The sequence below is a fragment of the Spirochaeta isovalerica genome (genome assembly GCF_014207565.1).
Taxonomy (GTDB): Bacteria; Spirochaetota; Spirochaetia; order DSM-2461; family DSM-2461; genus Spirochaeta_F; species Spirochaeta_F isovalerica.
Genome location: NZ_JACHGJ010000009.1, coordinates 25624 through 50968, shown reverse-complemented (window position 1 = coordinate 50968; position 25345 = coordinate 25624). Strand labels below are relative to the sequence as shown.

The 25345-nt window shown below is 49.2% G+C and carries 16 protein-coding genes and 1 tRNA gene; 14 read left to right on the top strand and 3 right to left on the bottom strand.

Annotated elements, in window-relative coordinates:
• The first annotated feature begins 49 nt into the window (after nt 1-49).
• The 3 genes from HNR50_RS18385 to HNR50_RS18375 are packed head-to-tail and all read left to right on the top strand — an operon-like array spanning nt 50 to nt 4987.
• Nucleotides 50-1189 (top strand): DUF58 domain-containing protein, encoded by a 1140-nt coding sequence (locus tag HNR50_RS18385; protein WP_184748266.1) that lies wholly within the window; start codon nt 50-52, stop codon nt 1187-1189.
• On the top strand, nt 1173-3236 hold the full coding sequence (locus HNR50_RS18380) for a transglutaminase-like domain-containing protein (protein ID WP_184748265.1): 2064 nt from the start codon (nt 1173-1175) through the stop codon (nt 3234-3236). Before HNR50_RS18385 ends, HNR50_RS18380 begins: the two co-directional genes overlap by 17 nt.
• A 2-nt stretch (nt 3237-3238) precedes the next feature.
• The gene (locus HNR50_RS18375; RefSeq protein WP_184748264.1) at nt 3239-4987 is read left to right on the top strand and encodes a tetratricopeptide repeat protein; all 1749 of its coding nucleotides are present in this window, start codon (nt 3239-3241) and stop codon (nt 4985-4987) included.
• On the opposite strand, the gene HNR50_RS18370 is transcribed toward HNR50_RS18375, so the two are convergent.
• Nucleotides 4975-7080 (bottom strand): peptidase U32 family protein, encoded by a 2106-nt coding sequence (locus tag HNR50_RS18370; protein ID WP_184748263.1) that lies wholly within the window; start codon nt 7078-7080, stop codon nt 4975-4977. The two genes, HNR50_RS18375 and HNR50_RS18370, sit on opposite strands and share 13 nt — an antisense overlap.
• Before the next feature lie 36 nt (nt 7081-7116).
• Between HNR50_RS18370 and HNR50_RS18365 the strand changes: the two genes are divergently transcribed.
• Nucleotides 7117-7860 carry an arginyltransferase gene (locus HNR50_RS18365; RefSeq protein WP_184748262.1) on the top strand — a complete coding sequence of 248 codons (744 nt, stop codon included), beginning with the start codon at nt 7117-7119 and terminating at the stop codon, nt 7858-7860.
• On the opposite strand, the gene HNR50_RS18360 is transcribed toward HNR50_RS18365, so the two are convergent.
• Nucleotides 7816-8757 (bottom strand): calcium/sodium antiporter, encoded by a 942-nt coding sequence (locus HNR50_RS18360; RefSeq protein WP_184748261.1) that lies wholly within the window; start codon nt 8755-8757, stop codon nt 7816-7818. The genes HNR50_RS18365 and HNR50_RS18360 overlap by 45 nt on opposite strands.
• A gap of 183 nt (nt 8758-8940) precedes the next feature.
• Between HNR50_RS18360 and HNR50_RS18355 the strand changes: the two genes are divergently transcribed.
• The 3 genes from HNR50_RS18355 (at nt 8941) to HNR50_RS18345 (ending at nt 10620) form a co-directional block, all read left to right on the top strand.
• Nucleotides 8941-9012, top strand: a tRNA-Pro gene (locus tag HNR50_RS18355).
• Between the two features lie 270 nt (nt 9013-9282).
• Nucleotides 9283-10320, top strand: coding sequence for an MraY family glycosyltransferase (locus HNR50_RS18350; RefSeq protein ID WP_184748260.1), 1038 nt, complete (start codon nt 9283-9285; stop codon nt 10318-10320).
• A gap of 75 nt (nt 10321-10395) precedes the next feature.
• Complete coding sequence (locus HNR50_RS18345; protein ID WP_184748259.1) at nt 10396-10620, top strand: hypothetical protein; 225 nt, start codon at nt 10396-10398, stop codon at nt 10618-10620.
• Here the strand turns inward: HNR50_RS18345 and HNR50_RS18340 are convergent.
• Entirely contained in the window at nt 10617-11582 is a 966-nt protein-coding gene (locus HNR50_RS18340; RefSeq protein WP_184748258.1) for a M15 family metallopeptidase, read from the bottom strand. The two genes, HNR50_RS18345 and HNR50_RS18340, sit on opposite strands and share 4 nt — an antisense overlap.
• Before the next feature lie 34 nt (nt 11583-11616).
• Between HNR50_RS18340 and HNR50_RS18335 the strand changes: the two genes are divergently transcribed.
• The 7 genes from HNR50_RS18335 to HNR50_RS18305 all read left to right on the top strand — a co-directional run bounded on the left by HNR50_RS18335 (nt 11617) and on the right by HNR50_RS18305 (nt 25345).
• Complete coding sequence (locus HNR50_RS18335; RefSeq protein ID WP_184748257.1) at nt 11617-12330, top strand: class I SAM-dependent methyltransferase; 714 nt, start codon at nt 11617-11619, stop codon at nt 12328-12330.
• 14 nt (nt 12331-12344) lie between these two features.
• Entirely contained in the window at nt 12345-18254 is a 5910-nt protein-coding gene (locus HNR50_RS18330; RefSeq protein WP_184748256.1) for an Ig-like domain-containing alpha-2-macroglobulin family protein, read from the top strand.
• On the top strand, nt 18241-20436 hold the full coding sequence (locus HNR50_RS18325; RefSeq protein ID WP_184748255.1) for a transglycosylase domain-containing protein: 2196 nt from the start codon (nt 18241-18243) through the stop codon (nt 20434-20436). Before HNR50_RS18330 ends, HNR50_RS18325 begins: the two co-directional genes overlap by 14 nt.
• Before the next feature lie 33 nt (nt 20437-20469).
• A complete protein-coding gene (locus HNR50_RS22800) occupies nt 20470-21957 on the top strand; it encodes a trypsin-like peptidase domain-containing protein (protein ID WP_184748254.1) in 1488 nt (495 codons plus the stop codon).
• A 546-nt stretch (nt 21958-22503) separates the two neighbouring features.
• A complete protein-coding gene (locus HNR50_RS18315) occupies nt 22504-23277 on the top strand; it encodes a DUF898 family protein (RefSeq protein ID WP_184748253.1) in 774 nt (257 codons plus the stop codon).
• A gap of 119 nt (nt 23278-23396) precedes the next feature.
• The gene (locus HNR50_RS18310) at nt 23397-25064 is read left to right on the top strand and encodes a GGDEF domain-containing protein (protein ID WP_184748252.1); all 1668 of its coding nucleotides are present in this window, start codon (nt 23397-23399) and stop codon (nt 25062-25064) included.
• Nucleotides 25065-25147: 83 nt separating this feature from the next.
• The gene (locus HNR50_RS18305) at nt 25148-25345 is read left to right on the top strand and encodes a hypothetical protein (RefSeq protein WP_184748251.1); all 198 of its coding nucleotides are present in this window, start codon (nt 25148-25150) and stop codon (nt 25343-25345) included.

Below are 25345 nucleotides of genomic sequence, written 5' to 3'. Positions count from 1 at the left end.
CCCTCTGATTATATTTCTGTCCGGAAGGGAACGGAAGGAAGCTGTTTCCATGATCTGGGGAGCTTCGGTTTGTTTTCTCTTTATCCTCCTGCTTATACTCTCTCTCCTTCAGGTTTTCATACTCCGGCGCGCATACAGGAGAAATCCTCCTGACTGTCCGCTTCCTTTGTCGGTAAATGCAGGGGAACGTTTTTCCGTTCCACTTGAAATCCCGGTTCCTCTGCTGTTTCCCGGTTTCCGGATTTTATGGAAAACATCTTTGATCTGGGAAGAAGGGAAACGGAGCCTCTCGGCATCTGTCTCCCCCGGAAGGAAAGGCCGTCTGACTGATCTGGTTTTCCCTCTGGCTCAGAGAGGAGTATATCGGGGCTTTTCCGGCAGGTTGGTTCTGGAGGACCTTTTCGGTTTTTTTTCACTTCCCCTCTATCGGGGCGATCCCGCAACACTATATGTTTATCCGAAACTCAACGGGTCGGATTTCGAAAAAGACCAGGTCGTTTCCGGTGGAGCCTCCGCCACGGATGATCCGGCCAGGATCCGTACCGATGAACTGCTGGAAGTCCGCAAGTATTATCCCGGAGATGATGCGAGACGTATCAACTGGAAAATGTATGCCTCGACGGGCGAAATGTTTCTTCGCATAGGAGAAGAGACTCCGCCCCCTTCCGGCGAAGCTGAACTCTGTCTTTTTGCTGATTCTGAGGCGGTTGCCTCCATGAGCCGCGCATCTTTTTACACCGATGAGCTTATAGACGGTATGCTGGCTCTGATCAGGCGATTTGCAGAAAAAGGCTCCCGCGTGCTGATTCACATTTCTGAAAAAAAGCCATTGGTCTATGATTCTGAAAAACCGGACAAGCTGTTGAAAGCCCTGGCGGCTCTCTCTCCGGAGAGTCCGCCTCCGGGACTTCCCGAATCGGAATATCTCTATGTCATAGCTCATCCCGGATCCGCGTCCCTTACGGGGTTACCCCGCAAGAGGAAAAAAGAAACAAAGATCTATCTCTTTTCAGGACGGAGCGCTGCGGGTAAATCATTTCTATTGAAGACTCTGCTTTTGCGCAACGGTGAGATTTCATCAATACTGGCCGGGAAAAGAGAGAGAGACAGGCTGGAATACCTATACAATGAAAACATATCCTATTTGCAAAAAGAGGGAAGGGGAAAAATCCATGCCGGTACTCTATAACTTACTCCGGATACTTCTTCAGCTTTTTCTCCTTATCATATTCGGGAAATATCTGGAGGATGTCGTCAGCTTTCCTTTTCTGGCTGCCGCCTATTTTTTCTCTCTTCTTCTGGCCTGGAGCCTGGTTCGTCTCAGACTCAGGGGGGCTTTCTCTTTTTTCCTTCTGCTTCTCTGGCCCTGGCTAATCCGGCTGTTTGTCATTGCTTTTCAGCAGATCAGTCCCTCATTTTTGCAGATTTCTTTCGATATGAGCTTTTATTTCACCCTTCTTCCGGTATACCTCTTCTCCCTGCTTACATGGCTCTCTCTGACCCATCGGCGATTCGGGAGATACGAAGTTCTTGTAAATGGAATTATCCTTTTCGTCTTATTCCGGTCTCAGGGAAACTACCGGGTCAGCCTTGTTCCCGAACCGTTCTGGCTGGCTGTATTCGCCCTTGTTTTTCTCTTTCTCGAATTACTGGTCCTCTATCTGGCTGTCGCCCGGGAACGGTCTCTTCTGAAAAGAGGCAGAGATGTGCTCCGTGAGACCATCCCTTTCCTCCTTGTCCTTCTTCCCATGCTGTTTTTTATGCTCCTGCCTCTCTGGCGGGAATATGAGGAAGGCTCGGTCGCAGGAGGAGGAGGGCTTTTGAAATCCTCTTTGTTCCGCTTTGATTTTTCTGAATACATAAAGCTGGAAACGGAAATATCCATGAGCGATGATCTGGTTCTCATGTTTCGGAAAGAAGGGCCGGCAGAAAGGCTGTTGCTCAGGCGCTATGTTCTCTCTGGTTATGAAGACGGGCAGGGCTTTTACCGCCATGACAAGGATAAGTCCAATCCTCCTGATAAAGTTCCGACACGCTATACCGAATATGAAGACCCCGCCTTCAGAAACCGGGAGAAAGTGAATCAGGAACTGTTCCTGGTCAACATCGATCCCGCGGCATTTATCTCTCTTAACTATCCGGTCAATGTTCAGCCCGTTTACAATTGGGACGACTCCTCTTTTGTCCGGATCTACCGGACAGAAGCTCTGGTCAACACCAGGCCCATCAGGGAAATTGATCCTTCTGTCTTTATGGCCGAAGGGGACAGGGAGCACTACACGTACAGAGGCTCTAACGACGCAATCGAAGAAATGGCCCGGGAGATAACGGAAAACATTCCCGGCTCTTTGCTGAAGACGGCAGCGATCGAGAGATACTTTCATGAAAATTATTTTTATTCCCTGAAGCCGGGAGTGGCTCCCGACGGTGATCAGCTATCGTGGTTCCTCGAGGAGACCAAGAAAGGCTATTGTTCCTATTTCGCCTTTTCCATGGCTCTCATGTGCCGCAGTATCGGCATTCCCGCCAGAGTAGCCGTGGGGTTCTGGGTCGATCCCGATGTGTCAGTCCTGAACTTTTATCCAGTCAGGGCGGATCAGGCCCATGCCTGGGTGGAGGTGTATTTCGAGGAATACGGATGGATGGAATTCGATCCCACTTCCTCAACAATGTATCCCGGAGAACAGTATCCTTTTGCAGGCTTCACCATCGATGAATTCAGCTCTTTGATAGAAGAAATTCTCGATAACGAGCTGATAGCTGAAAACCTTGCCGAACCGGTGGACAATGCGGACCGGAATAGTGAATCGGGAGCTGTCGGAGAACAGATCCTGCGCTTTTTCAGAGTGTACTGGCCTTTCCTTGTAGCGTCAGTATACATTTCTGTCCTTCTTTTTTATCACAAACTCTACAGAATCCTTTACTTTTTGCAGAAGCCGGTCAGGCGCAAGGCGGGACATATCTACAGAGAACTGAGGCACCTTCTCTCATTTGAACGGAAGCCTTACAGGGAGACTGTCAGCGATTACGCCCTGAGGCTGAAAAAGAACTATGGGGTTTCGTTTCCCGAATTGACATCGCTCTATTTAAAATCTCTTTATTCTCAGGAGTTTTCTCAGGATGATCTCTCCGAAATGAAAAAACTGAGACAGCGGATTATAGAGGAATACAGACATATCCTGTCACCCTTACGCAGAATTCTCCATTTTTTTCTGCCATTTGTGAGGAACCTTTAGCCGTGAAAAGTAAACTCATTCTGCTTTATATCTTCTTGATGCTCTCACCTCTCCTTTCCGGTCAGGAAGAGGGAACCGCCGATGAGGAGTGGTATTACATTCAGGCCCAGGAGGCCATCGATAAGGAAAACTTCGAGTACGCCCTTACCCTTCTCAACGAGGGAAGAGCCTTGTTCCCCGAATCCTTCCGGCTCGCGGAAAAAGTGGGAGATCTGTACTACGATAAGGATCTCTATTCCCTGGCTCTCGATGCGTACAGACAGGCGGAGGATATTGAGCCCGACAGAGGTTCCATCATCTACAACATGGGCTCGACCCTGGCGCGGCTCAATGAAAATGATCAAGCCATAGAATACTATGAACGGCTCATTGATGTTGAATCTTACCACAGGCGGGCTGTCGATGATCTTTCCTGGCTCTATTATAAAGTTCACAGGCTGAAGGAGAGCGAAGAACTGCTTCTCTCTGAAATGGAGAAATCCTTTCACCGGAACTATGCCATAACATTGGGAACGGTTTACTCCGATATGTACGACTATGAAAAGTCAAAGAAGTATTATCTTATGTCGATTGAAGACGCCCTGAATGATAATGCCCGATATTTCGCCTCCGTGGCTTTGTACAACCTTTCTCTGCTGGAGTACTCCTTTTACAATTACGAGACATCTCTCGAATACACCGGCGAGTCGCTCGATGCCCGGGACCGGGCGAGCGGACACCTGGCCAGAGGGGAAGTTCTTCAGCTCGCCGGACGCTACAGCGAAGCGGAAGACGAATACCTGAAAGCGGAAGCTCTGGACGATACGCCGCTTTCCCGGATCTCTCTGGGTGTGCTCTATCAGAAAACCGGCCATCTCGATAAGGCTCTGGCTTACATCAATGATGTTTACAATCGCCGCGATATGAGCTGGATGTATTATTTCGGGACTGATAAAAACCAGTATGATATGGATATTCACGGACCTCTGAGGGATATTTACAAGGGGAAAGCGGAATATGAGAAACGCAGATTGACTTACGGTTTTTCCGATGGCTTAAAAGCGATTTATGACCGTATCCGATACGGGATTCTCGGATTCTATCACGACCAGATTTACCGTCGCGCGGCCCAGACCGTGGGGGATAATAATGCGGGGAAAAGTGATCTGAACAGCTGGTGGGCTTACACCCGGGCTGCGATTGGCAACCGGCCGACCTTTATGAAGTACATTGAGCTCTGCGAAGACTTCGAACTGAGGCTGACAGATAAAGCTGCGCCCTGGTATATGCTCGAAAAAGGGCGGGAAAGCGATGATTACGACCTCCTTGCCGAGGCCATTTCTCTCTTCCGTCCCCAATGGGAAGCCGAACCGGTCATGGAGACTCTTCACCATCTGATCCGTCTGGAAAAAAGGAGCAGGAGCGATATCCGGCGGAACAGACTCAACAAACTGTATGAGCTGAACAGCGGCTACCTCATGCAGCACGGTTTGGGGCTTCCCTTGGTGCTGGAAGTGAGCGGAGAAGCCTCGGAAAGGAAAATCAAACGGTTTCTTAAGAAAACCGGATTTGAGGTTTCTCTGAAAAGCGGCGGGGGCTATTCCAATAAACTGATCATTCAAGGGGCAGAGACGGATTGGAGCTGGTTCCTTCTCGATCCTTCAGGCGAAATCATTTATGAAGGGAAGGGAGAAGAGGAATCTCTGAACCGGAATTATTATCGCAACCTGATTATGTCCGTCTTTAACTCGCTGTATCTCTACCGCTTCTGAAAAAGCCATGTCAGGCAGTTTTTTACGACAACAGTAAACTCTCTGTCTCTCTGATTTAAAGAATAATGGTAATCCTTGCGGCAGTCCCTGCAGGTTCCGAAATCGTTATGAAGGCGATAGCATATGCGGCTGAGGAAAAGGTGGGGATTAAAAGAGCTGTCGAGTTTAAACAACGGCGGCAGCTGCCCTTCTTTATCTTCAATCCAATAGGTCGAATATATCAATCGCTTTATGCGGGTCCGGTAGAATAAGACAGCGGCTTTGTTGGCTGTGTAGGTGCAATAGTCTGTAAAAAAATAGACCCTTTCGTTTTGTCCGTATTCTTTCACCAGAGAGAGGTGTCCGGGATTGTTGAGTCCCAGCACAACCGGACCGGCAGTAATCTCTAGCATACGATCAACTGTCTCTCTGATCTTTTCAAAGTCTGAATCGGAAAACTGAAGGGGCGGGACCGGGAAAAAATTGTCCTCTCCGGGACCGAAAGGAACCGGAGAGGGCGATGGTGACATAGATTGTCTGCCGGGAATCGACCCCGGAAAAACAGCGAAAGGGTTACCGGTATACTCTGCATCAATGTCTCCGGTTTTCCGGGAAGCGGACTCTCTGTAGATTTGTGAGGCTCTCATATCGAGGTTTTTAAAAAAATTCTGTCTGATTTTTTTTAAACGGGAAAGAGGCAGGAAAATCTCTCTGTCTCCCAGATCGGACAAGTTCGTCAACTCCAGTGATGACAAGCGGAAATCTGATTCTCCGCTTTTGGAAAAACTCTCAGTCAGGATTTCTCTGAAGTCTTTTCCTCCGGTTGATTCCTGTATCTCAACTTCTTCCTCATAGGTGAACTCCTGTCCAGAAAGAGCCGCTTTTATAACCAGTTTGCTGTCAGACATTTCAACTTTCAGCGGAACCGGTGTTTTCCAGGGTTTATAGCTTTCCTCTCTATACTCTTTCAAGGTCATATCGTGACGGGAGACGAGATAAATTTCCGTCCCCGGTGAAACGCTGCGGTTGAATAATACGGGAACTGATTCGCCGGATTTAAAACTGTGTTTCTTTCCGGGACTTTTCAGGGCGAACTGCTGAGGTTCGTTTTTCAGGAAGAGCAGAAGCCCGTCTCTGTCCGAAAGGGGGATCCGGCTCTTCAAATGGAAAATGCCTTTGCCGGAAGACAGAACATGGCCGGCAGAGATTCCCCTGTGTCCGGGATAGAGGTTCCCCACCATATTCTCCCCTTTCCGGTTGTTGAAAAAGGCTGCTGTCTGTTCTCTGGAAAAGGCTATGGCTGAGAGGTCTTCCTCTTTCCGGATCGCACTTCTGTCATTCCGGTCCAGAAGATCGCGGTAATAGCGGACCGTGTGCGAAACATACTCGGGGCTTTTCAGCCTTCCTTCGATTTTCAGAGAGTCTATGCCCATCTGCGTCAGTTCTATGACAGCCTCGCCCCCCTTCATATCATTAGCCGAAAAAGAAAAACTGTGTCCTTTCTCTCCGTCGAACCAGGTCCGGCAAATCTGTCCGCATTCTCCCCGGTTGCCTGATCTTCCCAGAAGGCGGCCCGATGCGAGGCAGATTCCCGAAAAACTATAGCACATGGCTCCGTGGATGAAGACTTCGAGCTCCACATCTTCATGATCCCGCCGAATCTTTTCAATCTCCGACAGGCTCAGCTCTCGGGAGAGGATGATCCTTTTAAATCCCGCATCTTTCAGGGCCGATACACCCTGGCTGTTGTGAACAGCCATCTGCGTGGACGCGTGCCTCTCCATAGCGGGAAAATATTTTTCCAGAATATAGGCCAGTCCCGGATCCTGGAGAATGATCCCGTCTATCTGTATATCCGATAAACTGTGAAGAAGAATGATAATCTGTTCCAGCTCCTGTTGCTTCAGGACTGTATTTATAGCTATATAAATCTTCTTATTGTGCTCTACAGCATAACTTTTCAGCCGTCTGAGCTGATCGTTTGTAAAATTTACCGCCCCTTTCCGAGCGGAAAAAGCGCTCATTCCGGCGTAAACCGCATCGGCTCCCGCTTCATAGGCGTGCAGCGCCGAATTGAAACCACCGCCCGGCGCCAGAATTTCCGGTTTCTTCATATTCTCATTCTACTTTAAACACTGTACTTTTATAATATGATTTTACTGAAAGAGCCCAACATATCGGATCCCGTCAAATGTCCGTATATCGAGGGGGAAGAATTTATACAGGAGTACTTCTTTGCCTATCAAATGAACGAAAGAGAATTTGATGAATTTCTTTCAGCCGGCTGGAGACGCTTCGGGCTCTATTTCTTCCGCCCCGCCTGCCGGGGATGCCGCAAGTGCATACCCATCAGAACAGTCTGTTCCGATTTCAAACCGTCAAAAAGCCAGAGACGTATCTTGAGAAAAAATGAATCCACGGCGGTTCGGCTTTCCCCGCCCCGTTACAGCGATGAGATCTTTCAAATATATAAAAAGCACTCGCTGGTTAAATTCGGTCAGGACAGCGATCAGGATCATTTCCAGGAAAGTTTTTTTACAGCGGCAGTTCCATCGGCGCAATCGGAATATTACATTGACGGAAGACTTGCGGCCGTAGGATTTATAGATATTGCGCTCCACGCCCTCAGCAGTGTCTATTTTGTTTATGACCCCGATTACTCTTCATACAGTCCGGGAATTTTCAGCATCATGAAGGAAATAGAAATAGCAACGGAACTGGGGTTGGATTACTACAATCTGGGATACTGGATCAGGGAAAATCACAGTATGGCGTACAAGGGGAATTTCAGCCCCTATCAAACCTACAGCTGGGAAGCCGGAACATGGTCTGACGGGGACGATTCTATATCAAATGACTCCGAAAGTATTCCCCAGAAAGAAGATGTAGAATAAAAGAAGAATAACGCCTTCGAATCGGAATACCTTTTTGTCAGACGCTATGACAACCATGATAACTGTCGCACCCAGAAAGAGGGGAACATGGAAGGAGACGATTTCCTGCGGTATGGCGAGTTTTCCGAAAAAAGCTGAAAATCCCATAACGGCCAGTGTGTTGAATATATTGGAACCGATCACATTTCCGACAGCCATCTCCGGATTGCCTTTCCGGGCCGCCTGGAAAGTAACCATAACTTCCGGAAGGGACGTTCCCAGAGCTACAGCCGAAAGGGCGATTATTTCCGTGCCTATTCCTATCATTTCAGAAATTTTGATAACTGAATTGACTGTCCATGTGGCCCCCAGAGCAATAAGCGCCGGAGAAGCAATGAGCATGACCCATGTGAAAATTGACAGATTGTGTTCGTGTTTTTCCTCAAATTCATGCAGTTCCTGATCGAGTGTGCCGCTTTTTAAGGATGTGTAGATATAAACTATGAGAAGGGCGATGCTGATAAGGGCTTCGGGAAGGGAATAGTTCCTGTCTATGACCATGAGGCTGACCAGGACGGCCGAGGCAATGAGAAAGGGAACATCGGATTTCATGATGTCGAAATCCAGTTTGAACTGTTTCCCGACGAAAGCCCCTACGCCCAATACCAGAAAAATATTGGTAATATTGGAGCCGATTACGTTACCGATGACAATTTCTGAATTGCCTTTGAGAACAGACGCCACCGAGGACGCCAGTTCGGGAAGCGACGTGCCGAATCCGACAATGATGACGCCGATAACAAAACTGGGAATTTTAAAGTAAAAACCGATCTTGTCAGCTGCATCGATGAACCAGTCGGAAGAAAATATAAGAAGGGCAAGAGAAGCTGCAAAAACAGCTATCCAAAGAATAATCATTTTTTTTCCTCAGGAAGGATTTTTATCTTATTATAGTAAAAAAAACGCCTGTATACATAGCCGGCTGAGTCAGATTCCCGAGAATTCCTCCGCTTTGCCGGATCAAGGAATTCGGATTAAAGCAACAGCTCTTCTTGACATAAGTCAAACCCGTGGATAAAGTACATTTGTATCAAATGATATCGGGCTGTAGCGCAGGGGGAGCGCGCGTCGTTCGGGACGATGAGGTCGGAGGTTCAAATCCTCTCAGCCCGATAAAAAGGTCAGACCGGCTTTAGCCGGACTGACCTTTTTTTCATTAGGACTGAGAGGATTTGAACTGGTGCAGCGGCCCGATCATTTGAGGGCAAAAGGGCATGGATGCCCTTTTAGCGAAACCAGGGGGCCGGAATGAGCCGCCAGGAGACGGCGGATGGTGGCCAAATCCGAATTTGAAGAAACCAGACCGGCTTTAGCCGGACTGACCTTTTTTTCATTAGGGCTGAAATCAAATATAAAAGTTAAAAACGGGAGAGAATCGCTTCGATGCTCTATGACTGGTTATCCGGGATACTGAATTATCCCATCTTTCAATACTTCTCTGTAAAAATCATGCTGTCTTTTTATTTCAGCTTCATCGTCAATCTGTTTTTTCTGAAAAAACTGAGCTCCAGGCTCCCGAGGGACAGAGGTAAGCTCCTCAGCGTCGACGGGGCTTTGTCCAAAGGAAAACCGACCGGGGCAGGCGTTATTTTTCTCACCGTGCATCTCTTTTCAGTACTCATATTCAACAGCTTCGACTGGGACCTCTACCTGAGCACGATGCTCATATCGGCGGCGATGATCTTCGGTTTTTTTGATGACAGGAGCGCTTCGGAGTGGGGCGAATACAGGAAAGCGGCTTTTGATCTTCTCGTCTCCATGGCCGGAGCGGCCGTTCTCATTCTATGGGGAGATGTGACGATCTGGGTTCCCTTTTTCAAGAATGTGCTTATCGAGCACACTATCATTCAGTTTATCATCTATACGCTGGTTCTCTGGGTGTCGATCAATACGACAAACTGTTCCGATGGGGTGGACGGTCTTTCGGGAATACTGGTGCTGCTCAGTATCGGTTCTCTGGCTATTCTGCTCTACTTTATACTCGGCAATATTAAAATATCTGAATACCTGCTTGTTCCATTTATCGCCGACGGAGCCAACTGGTCTATAGCGGCGTTCTCTATCGTCGCTTCGCTTTTCGCCTATCTCTGGTATAACGCCTACCCTAGTGCCATTCTTATGGGCGACGCCGGATCGAGAGGATTGGGATTCGCCATAGGCATCATCATTCTGAAAACCGGAAATCCCTTTCTCTATTTCCTGATTTCCACGGTTCTCTTTATAAATGGTGGAACCGGTCTGATCAAAATCGCACTGAAACGTTTTCTCAATATTCACATATTCAAAAATATCAGATTTCCTCTCCACGACCATATGAAAGAGAATTACAACTGGTCTCCCACCCAGATTATGATCAAGTTTCTCATTTTACAGCTGGTTATTACATTCGGAGTTCTCATTCTCATATTCAAAGTCCGATAGATTATACCAAACGGCCTATACGTTTTTTTTTACTGTGGATCGATAATGTAACAACGACAAAAAAGGAGTTGATCCATGGAGAGAAAACACATAGTTGAAGCGACCTGTGACAACTGTGCGAGAGTGTTCGCCGCTACAGCGAAGCGCTATTACTGCTTTCACTGTGACAAATACTATTATGTTTGTCCCACCTGTGCGGAGCTTGTCCCCAAATGCCGTCATTGCGGAATCCCCTTAAAGCGGAGAACCGAGCCTCAGCTGACCATGTCGGCCAGACGGACCGTCGCTGCCAGGAACTAGTTATTCAGATCGTTGAGAATCATGATCTCCGGTCTGTATTCAAAGTGAATGGTATCATAGAAAAGCCATTTCCCACCCCAGACAAAGCCCTCTTTTTCGAATGCTTCAATAAAGGATTCGGGAGGGCTGAATCGTTTATTATATGGAATATCATAGAATTTTTCTCCGCTGTTAAGCGTCCAGAGCCAGTAGATCTGTTTGCCACCGGTCCGGTTGAGAATCAGATCGATTGCTATGCCGTAGGAGTGTACGCTGAGCGTGTCCGTATCGGCTATCTGCCTCCAGTTGTAACCGTCGATCCGGCTCAGGGTCCGGACAAAGGCGGCCAGTTCCCTGTCGACAAGCATCCTTCTCTGGATTTCCTCTTCCACGCGAGCCAGATCTTCAAGCAGGTCCCGGTGGATTTGAAGTTTGTATCCCAGAAAAAAAGTAGTCTTTACCCGTTTCCAGCTTGTATCCCTGTCCCATATTCTCCAGAGACCATTCAGAAAGGCCGGGTTTCGCAAAATGGGGTTTTCTTTCCGCTGGTCAATTATGCTGTCGATTCTCTCTGCACTTTCGCTATCCGGTTTGCTGAACGAAGGAAGCTTTGCGGGGTACCGGTAGAAGAGGTGGGGGCTGTATTCCTCTCTGCTGTAAATCTCCTCTTCGGGAAGAAGCCGGCCATCGGCCCAGTAAAGCCACCGGTCATAAACTTTGATGGCCCAGTCGTTGTTCTTATAGGTGATTTCTTTGATTTTATCGGGATATGCTTCTTTCAAGGCGGTAATGATCCTGTTGGGAGGGAACGGTTCGGTTCCTGTTTCTCCGGTTACCGGTCCGGCAGAGGGAGGAGGCTGGGGCTCCTCTATAGATGAAATGGCAGACATATCATCGGGCGGTCCAGAGGGCGATGTGCTTCCGGTACTGAAACAGGAACCGGCAATAAGAATTGTGAAAAGCGGAAGGAGAGATTTTTTCATATACTCTTATTATAATTTATATATAATGGAAAACATGATGGAAATTTATAAAAAACTGAACAATCTCAAAGTGGGTTCCATACTCGATCTGGCAACGGGGAGGGGTGGATTTCTCGATCACATCTGTCCTCTTTTCAAAGACTATGAAAAAGCCCTGGGCATTGATTTGAATCAGAAGGCTCTGGACATGGCCGGAAAGGAGGAAAGGGACAGCCGCATTTCCTTCATTCCCATGGATTGCGAATCCCTGGATTTTGATGACGGTTCATTTGATGTGGTTTCTATTTCCAACTCTCTGCATCACTTCAGAAACAGAGATCTGGTCCTCTCGGAAGCACTCAGGGTTCTGAAGCCCGAAGGTCTGCTTATCATTTCGGAAATGTTTCACTCTGCCGACGAAAGACCGTCGCAGAGAATCCATACCGGCTTTCATCACTGGTGGGGAGAGATTGACAGCGCCCTGGGAACCTATCATGAGAGGACTATGACAAGAGACGAGCTTCTCTCTTTTCTTCATACGCTTCCGGTTTCCTCATTTGAATTCGAACAGTTCGACGGAGATGACGAGAAAATTCACGATGAGGAAACTGTCAGACAGATTAGCGGAGCTTTTGAAATGTATAAAGAAAGAGCGGAGAAACTGGAACACTCCGAAGCCCTGATCGAAAAAGGCGAAGCCCTTTTGGAAAAACTGAATAGAGACGGTTTCGCTCCGGCTTCCCGTCTTGAGATCATCTGCACAAAATAAATTAAGGATTGAAAATGAAAAAGCTGATTATTGCGCTGATAACGATAAACATTCTTGTTTCCTGCGGAAAGGGAGGGGAAAGTCCCGTTGAGGAGACGATTCAGGATACCGGTCCTGTCGTAACAAATCAGGATGAGCTCCTTGTTTCTCCCGATGATGCAGATATCGATCCCGCTGCGCCGCTTCTCGGTGATGCGGAACTGCTGGCCCGGTCCCGTTTGTCCAAAGTCGATTCGGCCGCGATGAACCGGCTTTTTTCAGAGACTGTTTCAGGAAGTTCTGACCAGCTTAAAAAGGCTTTCGATTTTTCATCTCTCACGATCAATTATTTCAATCCTTCCGATGTGGATATGTCCAGGCTCGTTTCCTCCGGTTCGGCGGGACCTCTGAAGATCGTTGATTTCGGCCCCTCGGGAGAATTGCCCATGGAGATGCGGCGGCCTACGATCTATGTTCTTTTCAATCAGCCCATGGTTCCGGTCAGCCGGCTCGGAGCGCCTCTGACCGAAAGCCCCATCATGTCCATCGATCCGGCGGTGAAGGGCACGTTCCGGTGGATGGGGACCAAAATGCTTACATTCGAGCCGGACGAACCGATACACCGCACCCGCGATTTTACCGTGACAATCAATGAGGGAACCGAGTCTATTTTCGGTAAAGCTCTTCCTCTCGACTATTCTTTCGTTTTCCATAATGAGTTTGTCGAAATTCTATCTATGGCATTCGGGACTCTCGATGACCTGTACGATTCAACAAGAGAGGTTCCGCCATCCAAAACAAACAGCATCATTCTCACTTTTAATCAGGAAGTGGATGCCCTGGCACTCGACGGCTATATTACAGTAAAAGATGATTACCGCGAGTACGATGTCAAAGTCAGCGCCCTTCCGGAAGAGCACGAGAACTGGCATAGCGATACGCTCAAACGCATGGTCCTGGCGACGTTTGAAGGTGAGACGCCTTTCAACAGCGAAATCCGGGTAGAGCTTCTTTCCGGAGCCAGAGCCAATGAGCAGTCGAGCCCCAGGGAAGAGCTCCAGGAGCTGACGTACAGAACGCTCTCCCCCTTCGGCTACTCCAGTTATTCCCGCTACAGCTACAGCTTTCCCGCCGATCCGGACGGAGTTCAGAACCCCGTTTTTCTGGAGTTTTCCCATCCGGTCAACAAAGATACGGTTTACGGCAATGTCTCCACTTCTTTTGAAGGGATTGATCTGAAAGATCATATTGAAGTTTATGATCATACGGTGAGGCTGGCTGATCTGCCGGTTCAGTATGAATCGGAATACACTGTGACCCTCGGCGCCGGGATTGAGGATGTTTACGGCCGATCTCTGGAAGCGGAAAAAATCGTGACCGTTGAAGTGCCGAAGGCGGCCGAGTATTCCCGCTTTCCCGGATCAGACGGATTCAGAAGCCTGGAAGCCCGGTTCGATCCACTTCTGATTTACGAATATCAGAATATTCAGAAAGGGACTTTTTCCATCAATGGAGTACCTCAGGATCCCGGATTTGAGACCGCCAAGCGAAATGAAGCCAATTACAAGCTGGTCGATCTGACGCCCTATTTGAACGGAAAATACGGGGTTGTCAATCTTCAGTGGAATTTCGAAGAGAATTACATCAACTGGCGCAACGAAGCCAAAGTCCGGCAGAACAAACGCAATATGAATGTGCAGGTGACCGATCTGGCTATCAGCACCCGCTATTCATGGAATAAATTCCTTATCTGGGTCAACCATCTCTCGTCGGGCATGCCGGCGGAGGGCGCGACAGTTTCCCTTTCCGGATTGAACGGCCTTTATGGTACGGTACAGACCGACAGCGACGGCTTTGCCCTTATCGAGCTGAACAGCGGCGATATGGCCCGGTTTTTCTATAAAAGCAACCGCTATCAATTCGAGATCAATATAAAGGCGGAATTGAACGGCGACCGGGTCGATCTCCCGGTCCGCAACACCCAGACGGGATGGCGCTTCGGTATCAGCAGCTCTTCTCCTGTCTATGCAGAGGATACTGTCCCCAGAGTTTTCTTCTTCTCCGACAGAGGGCTCTACAAGCCGGGAGAAACGATCACTCTCCGCGGCATGGACTGGAATCAGTATTTAGGAGAGTTCTCTCCCTATGAAGGGCCCTATTCCATTACGGTCAAGGAAGTGCGGGGATACGATTCCAAAACCATTGCCAGCTGGAACGGCAGGACGACAGAATCGGGCGGATTTTATGAAACCTGGGACATTCCCGCCGATTTCGATCCCGTGGATCTGAGAGTCATTTATGAAAGGCAGGGGAAGACCTTCGAGGAAAGGGTGAAAGTCGCTTTCTTCCGTAGGCTCAATTTCCAGGCTGAACTTAACGCTCCCGATAGAAAATACTACACCGGCGATAAAATCACCATGTCCCTGAAAGCGTCCTATCTTTCGGGCGGCTCTATGGCCGGCGGAGACGTGAGCAGTTTCTGGACGAGAAAGCCGGTTCACTACAGCCCTCCCGGAAAGGACTGGCAGTATTCTGTATTCGGTCCGACAGTGGGCTGGCTGAGAGAAAATGTCATTTCCTCCGGTGAAGACAAGCTCAGCGTTGACGGTTCGGCCATGCTGTCCGTGGAAACGGGCGATCACAGCATCAAGGGCATGGCCTACCGATACGTGGCGGAGGCAACAGTCGAAGATATAGACCGGCAGACGGTGAGCGTCGCCGATTCGGCGGTCGTTCACCCCGCGTTCTATTACATCGGGGCGTCGATCGATGACGGAAGCGCCGGCCGTTGGAGGCGTTTCGTCGCCGTGGACCGGGAAATGCAATTCCGTTTCGTACAGGTCAGTCCCGAGGGGGAACTCGCTCCTTCGGACGGCAGCGCTCAGATTGAGGTCATTAAAGGCTCCTGGAAAGCGGTTCAGCAGAACAGCGTGGGCGGCCGGATCAACACCCGTTACGAATGGGTTGAGGAGACTCTGCACAGCGATGAATCTTTATGGAAGAACGGACGGCTTTCCTGGACGTATACGCCGACACAAGCGGGAAGCTACCGTCTGCGGATCAGCAGCCGGGACCGGAAAGACAATGAAGTTATAACAGACCTTGAGTTTTATGTCAGCGGCGGTTCCTGGGTCCGGTGGGCCGGGAACAACGCCGAAGATATCACCCTCGATGTGGAGCAGGAGCTCTACTTCCCGGGAGACACAGCGCGGATTCTGGTCAAATCGCCTCTGGAAAAAGGGAAATACCTGATGACGATCGAACGGGAGGGAATCCTCGAGGAAAAACTGATCGATATCGATCCGGCCGATCCTTTCATCGAAGTGGAAATCCGGGAGGAGTGGGTCCCCAGGATGTATGTCACCCTCACTTCCTTTATGCCCAGAACTGATCAACCGGCATCCTATTTCGATCCCGATTTCGGAAAGCCCAAGGGGATCTTCGGTGCGGCGACTCTCAACATATCAACCGCATCGCGGGAGCTGGATGTTCAGGTTTCCTCCGACAAAGCGGTTTACAGACCCGGAGAAAAGGGTGAGGTAACGGTTAAAGTCACGAGAAACGGATCTCCTGTAGCCGGTGCGGAAATTACCTATCTGGCGGTGGACCGAGGCGTTCTCGACCTGATCAACTATCACATTCCCAATCCTCTGGAATACTTCTACAGCCCCTGGAATTTCCGGCTTTACGGAGCGGGGGATGATTCGAGACGGCTCCTGCTGGCCCCGGTTACCTACGATGTGTCCAATCTGGTAGGAGGAGACGGTGAGGACGGCAAACTGCAGCGCCGGGACGACTTTTCTCCTCTCGCCGTGTTCGAGCCGTTCCTGGTTACCGATGAAAACGGTGAGGTGAACATCCCCATAGACTGGCCCGACACTCTGACGACATACAGGTCCACGGTTATCGCCCTGAAAGGCGACCGGATCGGCTATCTGGAAGATGAGCTTTTCGTCCGCAATCCCCTCAACGTGAGAACGGCCATGCCCCGGCGCATGAGGGTCCGTGACACGTCCTTTGCGGGAGTGGTCATCACCAACATAGACGGGCGGGATCATGAAGTGACGGTCAAGGCCGAATCGGATCTGATCAATCTTCCCGGAGAAAAGGAAAAAACAGTTATCGTTCCGGCGGGACGGAGCATGGAAGTTCCCTATATTCTGGAAGCGAAAAAACAGGGATCGGGAGAGGTTGTATTCACAATTCTCTCCGATGTCCTCGATGAGGAACTGGTTCAGACCATGATGGTGGAGCAGCCCATACTCAGAGAAGCTTTCACTACGACGGGAACGGTCGGCAGAGATGCCCAGATGGCGGAGGAAGCGCTGATCATTCCCAATAATATCGGCCAATCCTACGGTTCTCTCGGATTCTCTATCGATTCCAGCCGGGCTCCTTTCCTGAGGGACCAGCTGATTTCGCTGAACGGCCACCGGGTCTACGACAATACGTTCGATTATCTCTACAGCGCTTTGCCCGGCATCGTAGCTCCCCGAACCGTCAAAGTCATGGGGGCTGATTTTGAAAACGATGCCAAAGAAAAGCTTGTCCGGTTTCTCAAATACCTGAGAAACAGACAACGCGATGACGGCGGTATCGCCACATCCTCCTATATGGCCAATGTCCGGAGTAATCCCTGGCTGTCGCTCCTTTCTCTGCATATGCTGGAAATCCTGAAGAAACAAAACGCCGAATTCCAGACTGTGGTCAGTGAGAAAAAGCTTATCGCCTACGTGAACAACTATGCGGCGCGGAACCGGAGCGATCTCTACTACAATGTGTATCTGAACTACATTAACGCCCTGGGCGGCAGAGCCGACGAAGCGCGGACTGACGAGCTTATGGCAATGGATGATGAGCTCGGTATCAGCGGATACGCTCTTGTGGCATATGCCTATAAGCTTGAAGGCAGGGACGCGGAAGTCGGGAAGATCTACAAAAGAATCAAGAATTTCGTTTCCATGGGCGCACAGAGCGTGGATATCCGGGAAACCTATGAGGCGAGGTTCTACTTCGACTCCCTGTATCAGCAGCTTTCCCATCTGCTCCGCCTGGCTGTTATGACCGGGGAGGAGGACGATATTCTTAGCCGGTACACCTTCAGTCTTAACAGGCAGAAGAACAGCCGGAACTGGATCAGCGCCCACGACAGGATGTGGATGGCTCTGGCTCTGAATGATCTGGTCGCTCTGGAAGGTCCCGAAGACACAAAATTCGCGGCTGAAGTGGTTATCAATGAAGATTCAATGATGAAGAGCCGCTTTGAAGGATACTCCCGCGGACCGGAGGAAAAAGTCTTCGATCTGTTTAAAGAGATCATCCCCGTGGCCGGACAGAATGAAGCATCAAGCCTCCAGTTCAGAAAAACCGGCGAAGGGAACCTCTATTACACGACAACGCTGAAATACGCCCTGCCCAATGAATCGGCGCCGCTCCGCGACGAGGGAATCTCGGTCTTTTCGACGATTGAAACGCTTGAAGGGGAAGAGATCACCAACAATGAACTGATGCTGGGTGAAACCTACCGCATGCGCGTATTGCTGGGTACATCGAAGAGCCGCAGCTATGTGAATCTGACCGTTCCCGTTCCGAGCGGGGCTGAAATAGTCGATCCCAGTTTCTCGACAACATCGTCCTATCTCAACGGGGGAGGAACCAACAGCGAGCGCTGGACAAGGGAGTCGCAGTACGGCGATGAAGACTCCTATATCGGCGAAGGCTATATCATAAACGGGGATTTCTATCCCTTCGCGCCGAACCAGCTGATTTTCGACAATGAGATACGCTATTCCTGGGATTTTCTCTACTACGGCCAGAGAGAGGTCTCTTTCCTCTTCCGCTGTACCACTCCGGGAATCTACCCGACTCCCCCTGCGGGAGCGGAACTGCTTTTCGAGCCGGAAGTTTTCGGACGGGACAGAGGGCGGCTCATTGTCATCCACTAAGAAAAAACTTCTCATTGCCTTATCGGCAGTCGCGGTGCTGGCAGCAGCGCTTCGGCTGTCGCCGGTTCCCGGCCTGAAGGATTTTCTCGATTGCCGGTACAGCATTCCCCTCTACAGCGCACAGAATGAACTGATCGCTGTCCTCCCTCTCGAAGATGGATTGCGGCGCCAGCATCTTTCCGTCGAAGATTTGAGCCGGGATCAGATCTCGACCGTTCTGCAGAGTGAGGACCGCCGGTTCTACTTTCATCCCGGCTTTGACCTCCTCTCTTTGATCAGGGCAACCTGGCAGTATGCCCGGAGCGGCGAGATCCAGTCCGGCGGTTCGACGATAACCATGCAGCTTTCGGGATTGATGGAGCCTGACCGGCAGGGGATTCCGGGGAAAATCTACGAGATCTTCAATTCACTGCGCCTGGAGCTGAGACTTAGCAAAGGGGAAATTCTCGAATTGTATCTGAATCATCTCCCTTTCGGTTCCAATGTGGAGGGTCTGCAGAGTGCCGCCCGTTATTTTCTGGGAAAAGAGGCCGGTGAGCTGAACCGGGAGGAAATTCTGGTCCTTATGATGATCCCCCGGCGACCCGAGGATTTCAATCCGCTGAAAAATCCCGCTGCGAACAGGGATGCTGTCGAGAGAACCATACCCAGAATCAAGGGAGACATTTCTTCTGAATACCTAGACAGGATATACGGCGGGCTGGAAAACCGGGATACTGCCTGGCCATCCTCCTATAACCATTTTACCAATATGGTGCGGGAGAAACTGACGGAAGAGCAGTGGAGGAGAGGGGCGCCTCTCTATACGACACTGGATCAGGAGATGCAGAAAGGCGCAGAATCCTATCTGCGAGATATTCTGGAACAGACCGATAAAAACAGAATATCCAACGGAGCCGTACTTGTCATCGACAACAGAACGGGAGGCATTCTCTCCTACATCGGTTCGGCAGATTTCCATAACGACGAGCTGAACGGTCAAATCGACGGCGTGAGAATCCTTCGCCAGCCCGGATCGACCCTCAAGCCCTTTCTTTACGGGAAAGCCATTGAGTCGGGGTTCGGGCCTTCAACGCCGCTGCCCGATATACCGATGGAGTTCGGTTCCAGGGAAATTTATATTCCGGAGAACTACAACGAACGGTACAACGGTCCGGTTCGGCTGAGCGTCGCTCTGGGATCTTCTCTCAATGTTCCGGCGGTTTATTTATTGGAGCGGGTCGGGGTTATGCCCTTTCTGGAGAAACTGGTCAATGCCGGTTTCGATTCTCTGTCGAATAGTGAAAATCTCGGCGTGGGGCTGGCTCTGGGAAACGGGGAGGTCTCGCTCTGGGAACTGGTTCAGGGGTTTTCCCTTTTCAACCGTGAGGGAAATTTTATTCCTCTCCGGTTTGACAATGATCGGCCCGTTCCCGAAGGCCGTTCGGTTTACCGCAGCGAGGTGGCCCGGCTCATCCGTGCGATCCTCTCGGACAACCGGAACAGAATCCTCGGGTTCGGGCGCAACAATCCTCTGGAAGTTGGTTTCGATGCGGCATTCAAGACCGGGACTTCCAATCAGTTCAATAATATCTGGGCGCTCGGGTCTACCGATGACCTGACTGTCGGCGTGTGGATGGGGAATTTTTCGGGGGATACGGTCATCGGTTCTCCGGGTAGCTCCTATCCCGCGCAGATCGTCGTTTCGCTTCTCAGGGATTTTCACAAAGCTGATGCTTTTTCCGGGGCGGACAATTTTATTCACCGGCAGATCTGTCCACTGAGCGGTGATCTGGCTGGCCCTCACTGTCCCTATTCCATTGATCAGTTCTTCCCCGTCGATCAGGTTCCCGGTTCGTGCAGCTGGCATACTGCCGATGGGACGGTCCTTCCCGCCGAATACGGCCGATGGGCTTCGATTTATCATCAGGATTTCCTGATCGCTCCGACCGCGGAAGGAGTGAAGATATCGCAACCCGGGGATGGTGCTCTCTTTTATCTCGATCCGACGCTGCCCGACGATTCCCAGGCCATTGCCGTGAGGATCCTTGGGAGATATGAGGTTTCGCTATATATTAATGATATCGAAGTGACGCGGCAGCAGGCGCCTTTCACCTGGTTCGAGAAGGTAAAGAGAGGGGCTCTGGTTCTCCGGGCGGAAGGCGGCGGAGAGATAGACCGGGCGACAGTCATTGTCAAATAAATTGGATTATCATTGAAACAGGAGAAGCAAAAGGTGAGTAAACCGGTAAAATATATAATGACGATTTTTCTTGTCACTTTTCTCATTGCCCCTCTTCAGGCCTGGGATAAGAGAAATTCCGGAGGCTTTATTCAGCCGGGACGGAGAATCAGCAGCGCCATTGATCTGACGGGAGAGCAGATCTCCTACAGTTACAAGACTTTTAAAATCAGAGTCGCCGATAATGTTTTCGCCATGGATATTCAAATAGAGAATTCCCCGGCCGATCTGGACATCTATGTCAATTTTGACAGAGAAATCGCCAATTACGATGAGGTCGATTTCGCCAGCACTCTCGAGCTGTACAATGAATCCATCAATCTTTCGCGCATGTCCTCCGTCCCCCTGCAGACAGGTGTGTACTATATCGACATCGTCTATCCCCTTGAGAGGCTTCCCCTTATCGGGAACAAAGAATCAAACCGGATTCCCTTCGGACTGACTGTCAATCTGGAAACTCTCGATGAACCGGTGGTTCTCATTCCGGATCAGCCTGTCAAATCCTCTCTCTCCTCGGGCGAAGGTATGATGAAGCTCTTTGCCGTTGATCTAACGGGGAATGAAGAGGCGCTCCGCATCGATCTGTTCGGAACAACAATGGACCTCGATATGTATGTTTCCCACGGGAATATCCCCATGTCGCCGGAAAATGCAGATTACCTCCGTGAAAGTTACCTGGGAGAGGAATCTCTTGTCATCGACAGCACCGCTCCCCGCCCCCTTAAACCGGGCCGCTATTATATTTCCGTTTTCGATATGATTGAAGATGACCTGACTGATGAATTTTCCATTATCGTCTCCCGGACAGCAAAACCGCCGGAAATCCTGATGGCTTATCCCGAACTGCCCCGATGGGACACACCTCTGGACCGGGCTCTCTACAGCACGGTCGAGATTTCTACCGAATCGGGTTCCGGATCGGGGTGTCTCGTCTCGCCCCGGGGGCATATCATTACAGGGCTTCATGTTATTACCACCGGTAGCGGGGAGATCGCCAATGAGTTATATGTCGCTCTGAATCTCTCTCCCTATGACCCTCCGAGAGTACTTTTCAAAGCAGAACTGATAGACATCCGCCATGATGAGGACCTGGCTTTTCTCAAAATTTCAGAAGGTCTTTACGGCCAGGATCTTCCGGAAGGCTATAACTTTCCCTTTTTCTTTCTGGCGGAGGATCGGCCTGTAAAAATCGGCCAGGAGCTGAGGTTCCTCGGGTATCCCCAGATAGGCGGAGAAGGATCCCGGGTTTCCATCTCCCTGACAAGAGGTCTGGTCAGCGGTTTCAACAGGACTGATTACGGTTATCTGATTAAAACCGACGGAGAAATCAACGGGGGCAATTCGGGGGGAGCCGCTTTTAACAGCAGTTATGAGCTCGTCGGGTTTCCCATGTCGGTCATATCCGATGACGGCGGGCAGATAGCCTATATACATCCTTTGTCTCTGATACCGGAAGAGTGGATGAAGATTCTGGGAGAATAGATTGATGTCAGCTGGTTTGCGGACCGGCCGATCCGTTCCTGTTCTTATATACACTTTCTCATTCTCGAGCTGACGGGAGCTGATCTCGACCCCCGGTTTGTCGATGTGTCAGTTATGATAGTTTTTCTGGTAACAGTTATTCTTACTTTGTCTGTCAACATCAGAGATTATTTGCATTACAGGAAGAGTTAAACTAAAATTTCCATAAGATATGAAATCCGATCGAATCCGCTTATCCGATTTTCTCATCATAAATATACCGGCTTTTCTATTTCTTCTGCTGGTCCCTGCCGGAGCGTTCATATTTGTCCACGGGAGTGGAAGAATCGGTCTGGCGGGAATACCCTTTGCCGTTTGGGGCGTCTCCGGTTCAATTCTTTTATTGGCAGATTATTATCAAAGAAAAAAAAGACTCTTCCTGAGAGTGCTGTCTCTCTATGATGCAAAACCATCGAAGGGTTTAAGTCTCTATATGAAATCGACATTATGCGGATTGACTTTACTCTGGGCGGTAAGCGCCCGCCAAAAAAAATATAGGAGAAGTTTATGAAAGGTCGTTTCAAATTCGAAGGAAAGGGCGGTGAATTTTTCAGTCTCATACTGATTCAGGGACTGCTCACAGTTATCACATTGGGAATTTACTATTCCTGGGCTCTTGTAAAAATCGATAAGTATCTCATGGATAATCTGACTCTCGACGGAAAGAAATTCGAGTTCAAAGGAGAAGGCGGAGAGTTTTTCAGTCTGCTTATCGTTCAGGTCCTGCTGACTGTCATCACTTTCGGGATCTATTCTCCCTGGGCAATAGTCAGGATCGTCGGCTATATAGCTGAAAAGACAGAGCTGGACGGAGAAGCTTTTGCATTTGATGCCGATGGAGCATCACTATTCAGCCTTCTTATTATCCAGTATCTGCTCACCTGTATAACCCTGGGGATTTACGGTCCCTGGGCAGCTATAAAAATCTACCGTTATTATGCCGGTCATGTCTCCTATAAAGGCGTTCACTTCGAATTCGGCGGCGACGGGGCGCAATACTTCAGCCTGCTTATCGTTCAGGTTCTGCTCATTACTGTTACTCTGGGTATTTATACCCCATGGGCTCTGGTTAAAATTTATTCCTACCTCTATAGCGAACTCTCTTATGAAGGAGAGAAATTCGGTTTCGACGGAACAGGAGGAGAGCTGTTCTCTATTATTCTCAAAGGTGTTGTCCTCTCGGCGATTACGCTGGGAATTTATCTGGCCTGGTATGAAATGGAACTCATGTCATATATTTGCGGACATGTGTCAATTGGCGAAAGCTCAGCCGCAGTCTGACCTCTTTGTTCGAAAACAGGACCCTTCTTTTCTTAACCGGAACGGCAGGGTCCGTTTTTTATCAAATATGACCGTTTTTTAGGATCTTTTCTTATATAAAATCCGGAAATACTGCTATTATGGGTACGATGAATAATCTCGATGTAGAAAGAGTCATTTACAATATCATTGTCGTCATCTGTTTTCTCTTCGTAGCCAATTTATTCATGTACAATGTCAATGAAATTTATCAGACTCCCTCAGGGTCTATCAGTCTCAAGGACAATTGGAGCTTTTCCAGAGAGGGCGAAACAGTTTACAGCGGTCCTTCCAACACCGTCATACTCATGGATGACCGGGAAAAATTCCCTTCCGGTCTATACAGTCTGACAAATGATTTTCTCTATTTCGGAGACTATCAGGATCCGGTTCTGGTCATTCCCGCTATGGAAGGGAACGGTGTCAGGATTTTTATCAATGACAGAACACTTGCAGTATACGGTGATATGGAGAGGGGGAGAAGTTCCCGCTGGAATACGTCCCACGTTGTCAGAATCCCCGAAGAGATTCTGCAAAGGGGAAGGAACAGGATCCGGCTCGATGTTTTATCTCTCTACAAGCTGGGCATTCACTCCACCCCCTATATAACAGACATCCGCAGCCATGGCTACAAGCTCTTCGCTCTTCAGTTTTTCAGCAATTATTCCATTCTTCTCATTATAGGCAATATCATTGCTCTCGGGTTTATTCTCATCTTAATGGGAGTCCGCATCGGCAGAGAGGGGCTGTCTAAAACATTTCTCGGAATAGGTTTGTTTGTCCTGGCGGCCTATATGCTCGACTATCAGTATATAGAGCTGCTTCCTGTAGATTATGTCCTTTTCAAAAAAATTATCGTTTCCTTCTCCTTTATCTCTCCGGTTTTCGTTCTGGCGGGAATCAATATTCATATGAAAAACAAAATCGATATACCGGGAATTATATCGATGGCACTGTTCGGCGGCGCCGCGCTCTATATCCTGACCTGCCCTCCCGATTCGATTCAGCATGAAATCCGCTACGGACGGGTCAACTGGGTCTACGCTTTTATTCTCCTTGATAGCATCTGGCTTTATCTTTCCCAGTGGGAGAAGAAAACCAATCTCGTCATGCTGGCCGGTTTGACTTTCACCGGCGTTATCATGGTTCATGATATAGGGGCATATCATTCCTTTGGTGAATCGATTCTCTTCTTTCATTACGGAGTGAATTTTTTCATTATTTCCCTGACTTTGACTGTCGTCGGCGATTCGCTGAATTTTTATTCAGCGCTGAAGGAGGAAAGGAAGAAAGTTGAGCTTGCCATGAGGAAAACCATGATCGATGCTCTGACCGGCGCCTTTAACCGGCGCGTTCTGCAGAATATAGAAAACCTCTATTGCGAATATTTCTCGCTCCTTCTTATCGACCTGGATCATTTCAAGAATATAAATGACAACTACGGACATTTCTGCGGAGACCGAATTCTGAAAGAGGTGGTTCAGGTCTGTCTCCAGCTTATCCGCGATGAAGATTACTGCATCCGGCTCGGAGGAGATGAGTTTGTTATTTTTCTGCCGCACTGCCGTGAGGAAGGGGCTCTGGTCATCGCCGATGAATTAAAGACCAGGATAAATGATATCGTTATCAATAACGACCGGGAACGGGTCAGCTTCAGCTGCAGTATCGGTGTTTCCGAGCATGAAGGCCAGAGTATATCCGAAGCCCTGAAAGTCGCTGATAAAGCCCTTTATCGAGCAAAAATTACAAGAGACTCAATTTCTCTATAAACCCCTTTTTATTAATTCCGATAATGAAATCAACAAGATCAGGGATTGCCGGAGGCGATCCAGCATTATCGGGAGAATATATCATGAAATATCAGATTAAAGGCACACCTGGAGCAACTGTAGTTGTACTCGATGAGAATACGGAAGTCCTGTCTCTTCTTGTAACCAGAGATTACGATGGATATAAAGAACATAAAAAAGAGACTATGAAAAAAGAGATGTTCGAAATGTGTCTCCGAACCGGTTATATTACGCCTGAAGAGGCTGCGGTCGCTGTTTAA

Coding starts and splice junctions, on each gene's coding strand:
- HNR50_RS18385 (WP_184748266.1), top strand. CDS start 50: ATGATCTGGGGAGCTTCGGTTTGTTTTCTCTTTATCCTCCTGCTTATA.
- HNR50_RS18380 (WP_184748265.1), top strand. CDS start 1,173: ATGCCGGTACTCTATAACTTACTCCGGATACTTCTTCAGCTTTTTCTC.
- HNR50_RS18370 (WP_184748263.1), bottom strand. CDS start 7,080: ATGAAGAAACCGGAAATTCTGGCGCCGGGCGGTGGTTTCAATTCGGCG.
- HNR50_RS18365 (WP_184748262.1), top strand. CDS start 7,117: ATGATTTTACTGAAAGAGCCCAACATATCGGATCCCGTCAAATGTCCG.
- HNR50_RS18360 (WP_184748261.1), bottom strand. CDS start 8,757: ATGATTATTCTTTGGATAGCTGTTTTTGCAGCTTCTCTTGCCCTTCTT.
- HNR50_RS18350 (WP_184748260.1), top strand. CDS start 9,283: ATGCTCTATGACTGGTTATCCGGGATACTGAATTATCCCATCTTTCAA.
- HNR50_RS18345 (WP_184748259.1), top strand. CDS start 10,396: ATGGAGAGAAAACACATAGTTGAAGCGACCTGTGACAACTGTGCGAGA.
- HNR50_RS18340 (WP_184748258.1), bottom strand. CDS start 11,582: ATGAAAAAATCTCTCCTTCCGCTTTTCACAATTCTTATTGCCGGTTCC.
- HNR50_RS18335 (WP_184748257.1), top strand. CDS start 11,617: ATGATGGAAATTTATAAAAAACTGAACAATCTCAAAGTGGGTTCCATA.
- HNR50_RS18330 (WP_184748256.1), top strand. CDS start 12,345: ATGAAAAAGCTGATTATTGCGCTGATAACGATAAACATTCTTGTTTCC.
- HNR50_RS18315 (WP_184748253.1), top strand. CDS start 22,504: ATGAAAGGTCGTTTCAAATTCGAAGGAAAGGGCGGTGAATTTTTCAGT.
- HNR50_RS18310 (WP_184748252.1), top strand. CDS start 23,397: ATGGGTACGATGAATAATCTCGATGTAGAAAGAGTCATTTACAATATC.
- HNR50_RS18305 (WP_184748251.1), top strand. CDS start 25,148: ATGAAATATCAGATTAAAGGCACACCTGGAGCAACTGTAGTTGTACTC.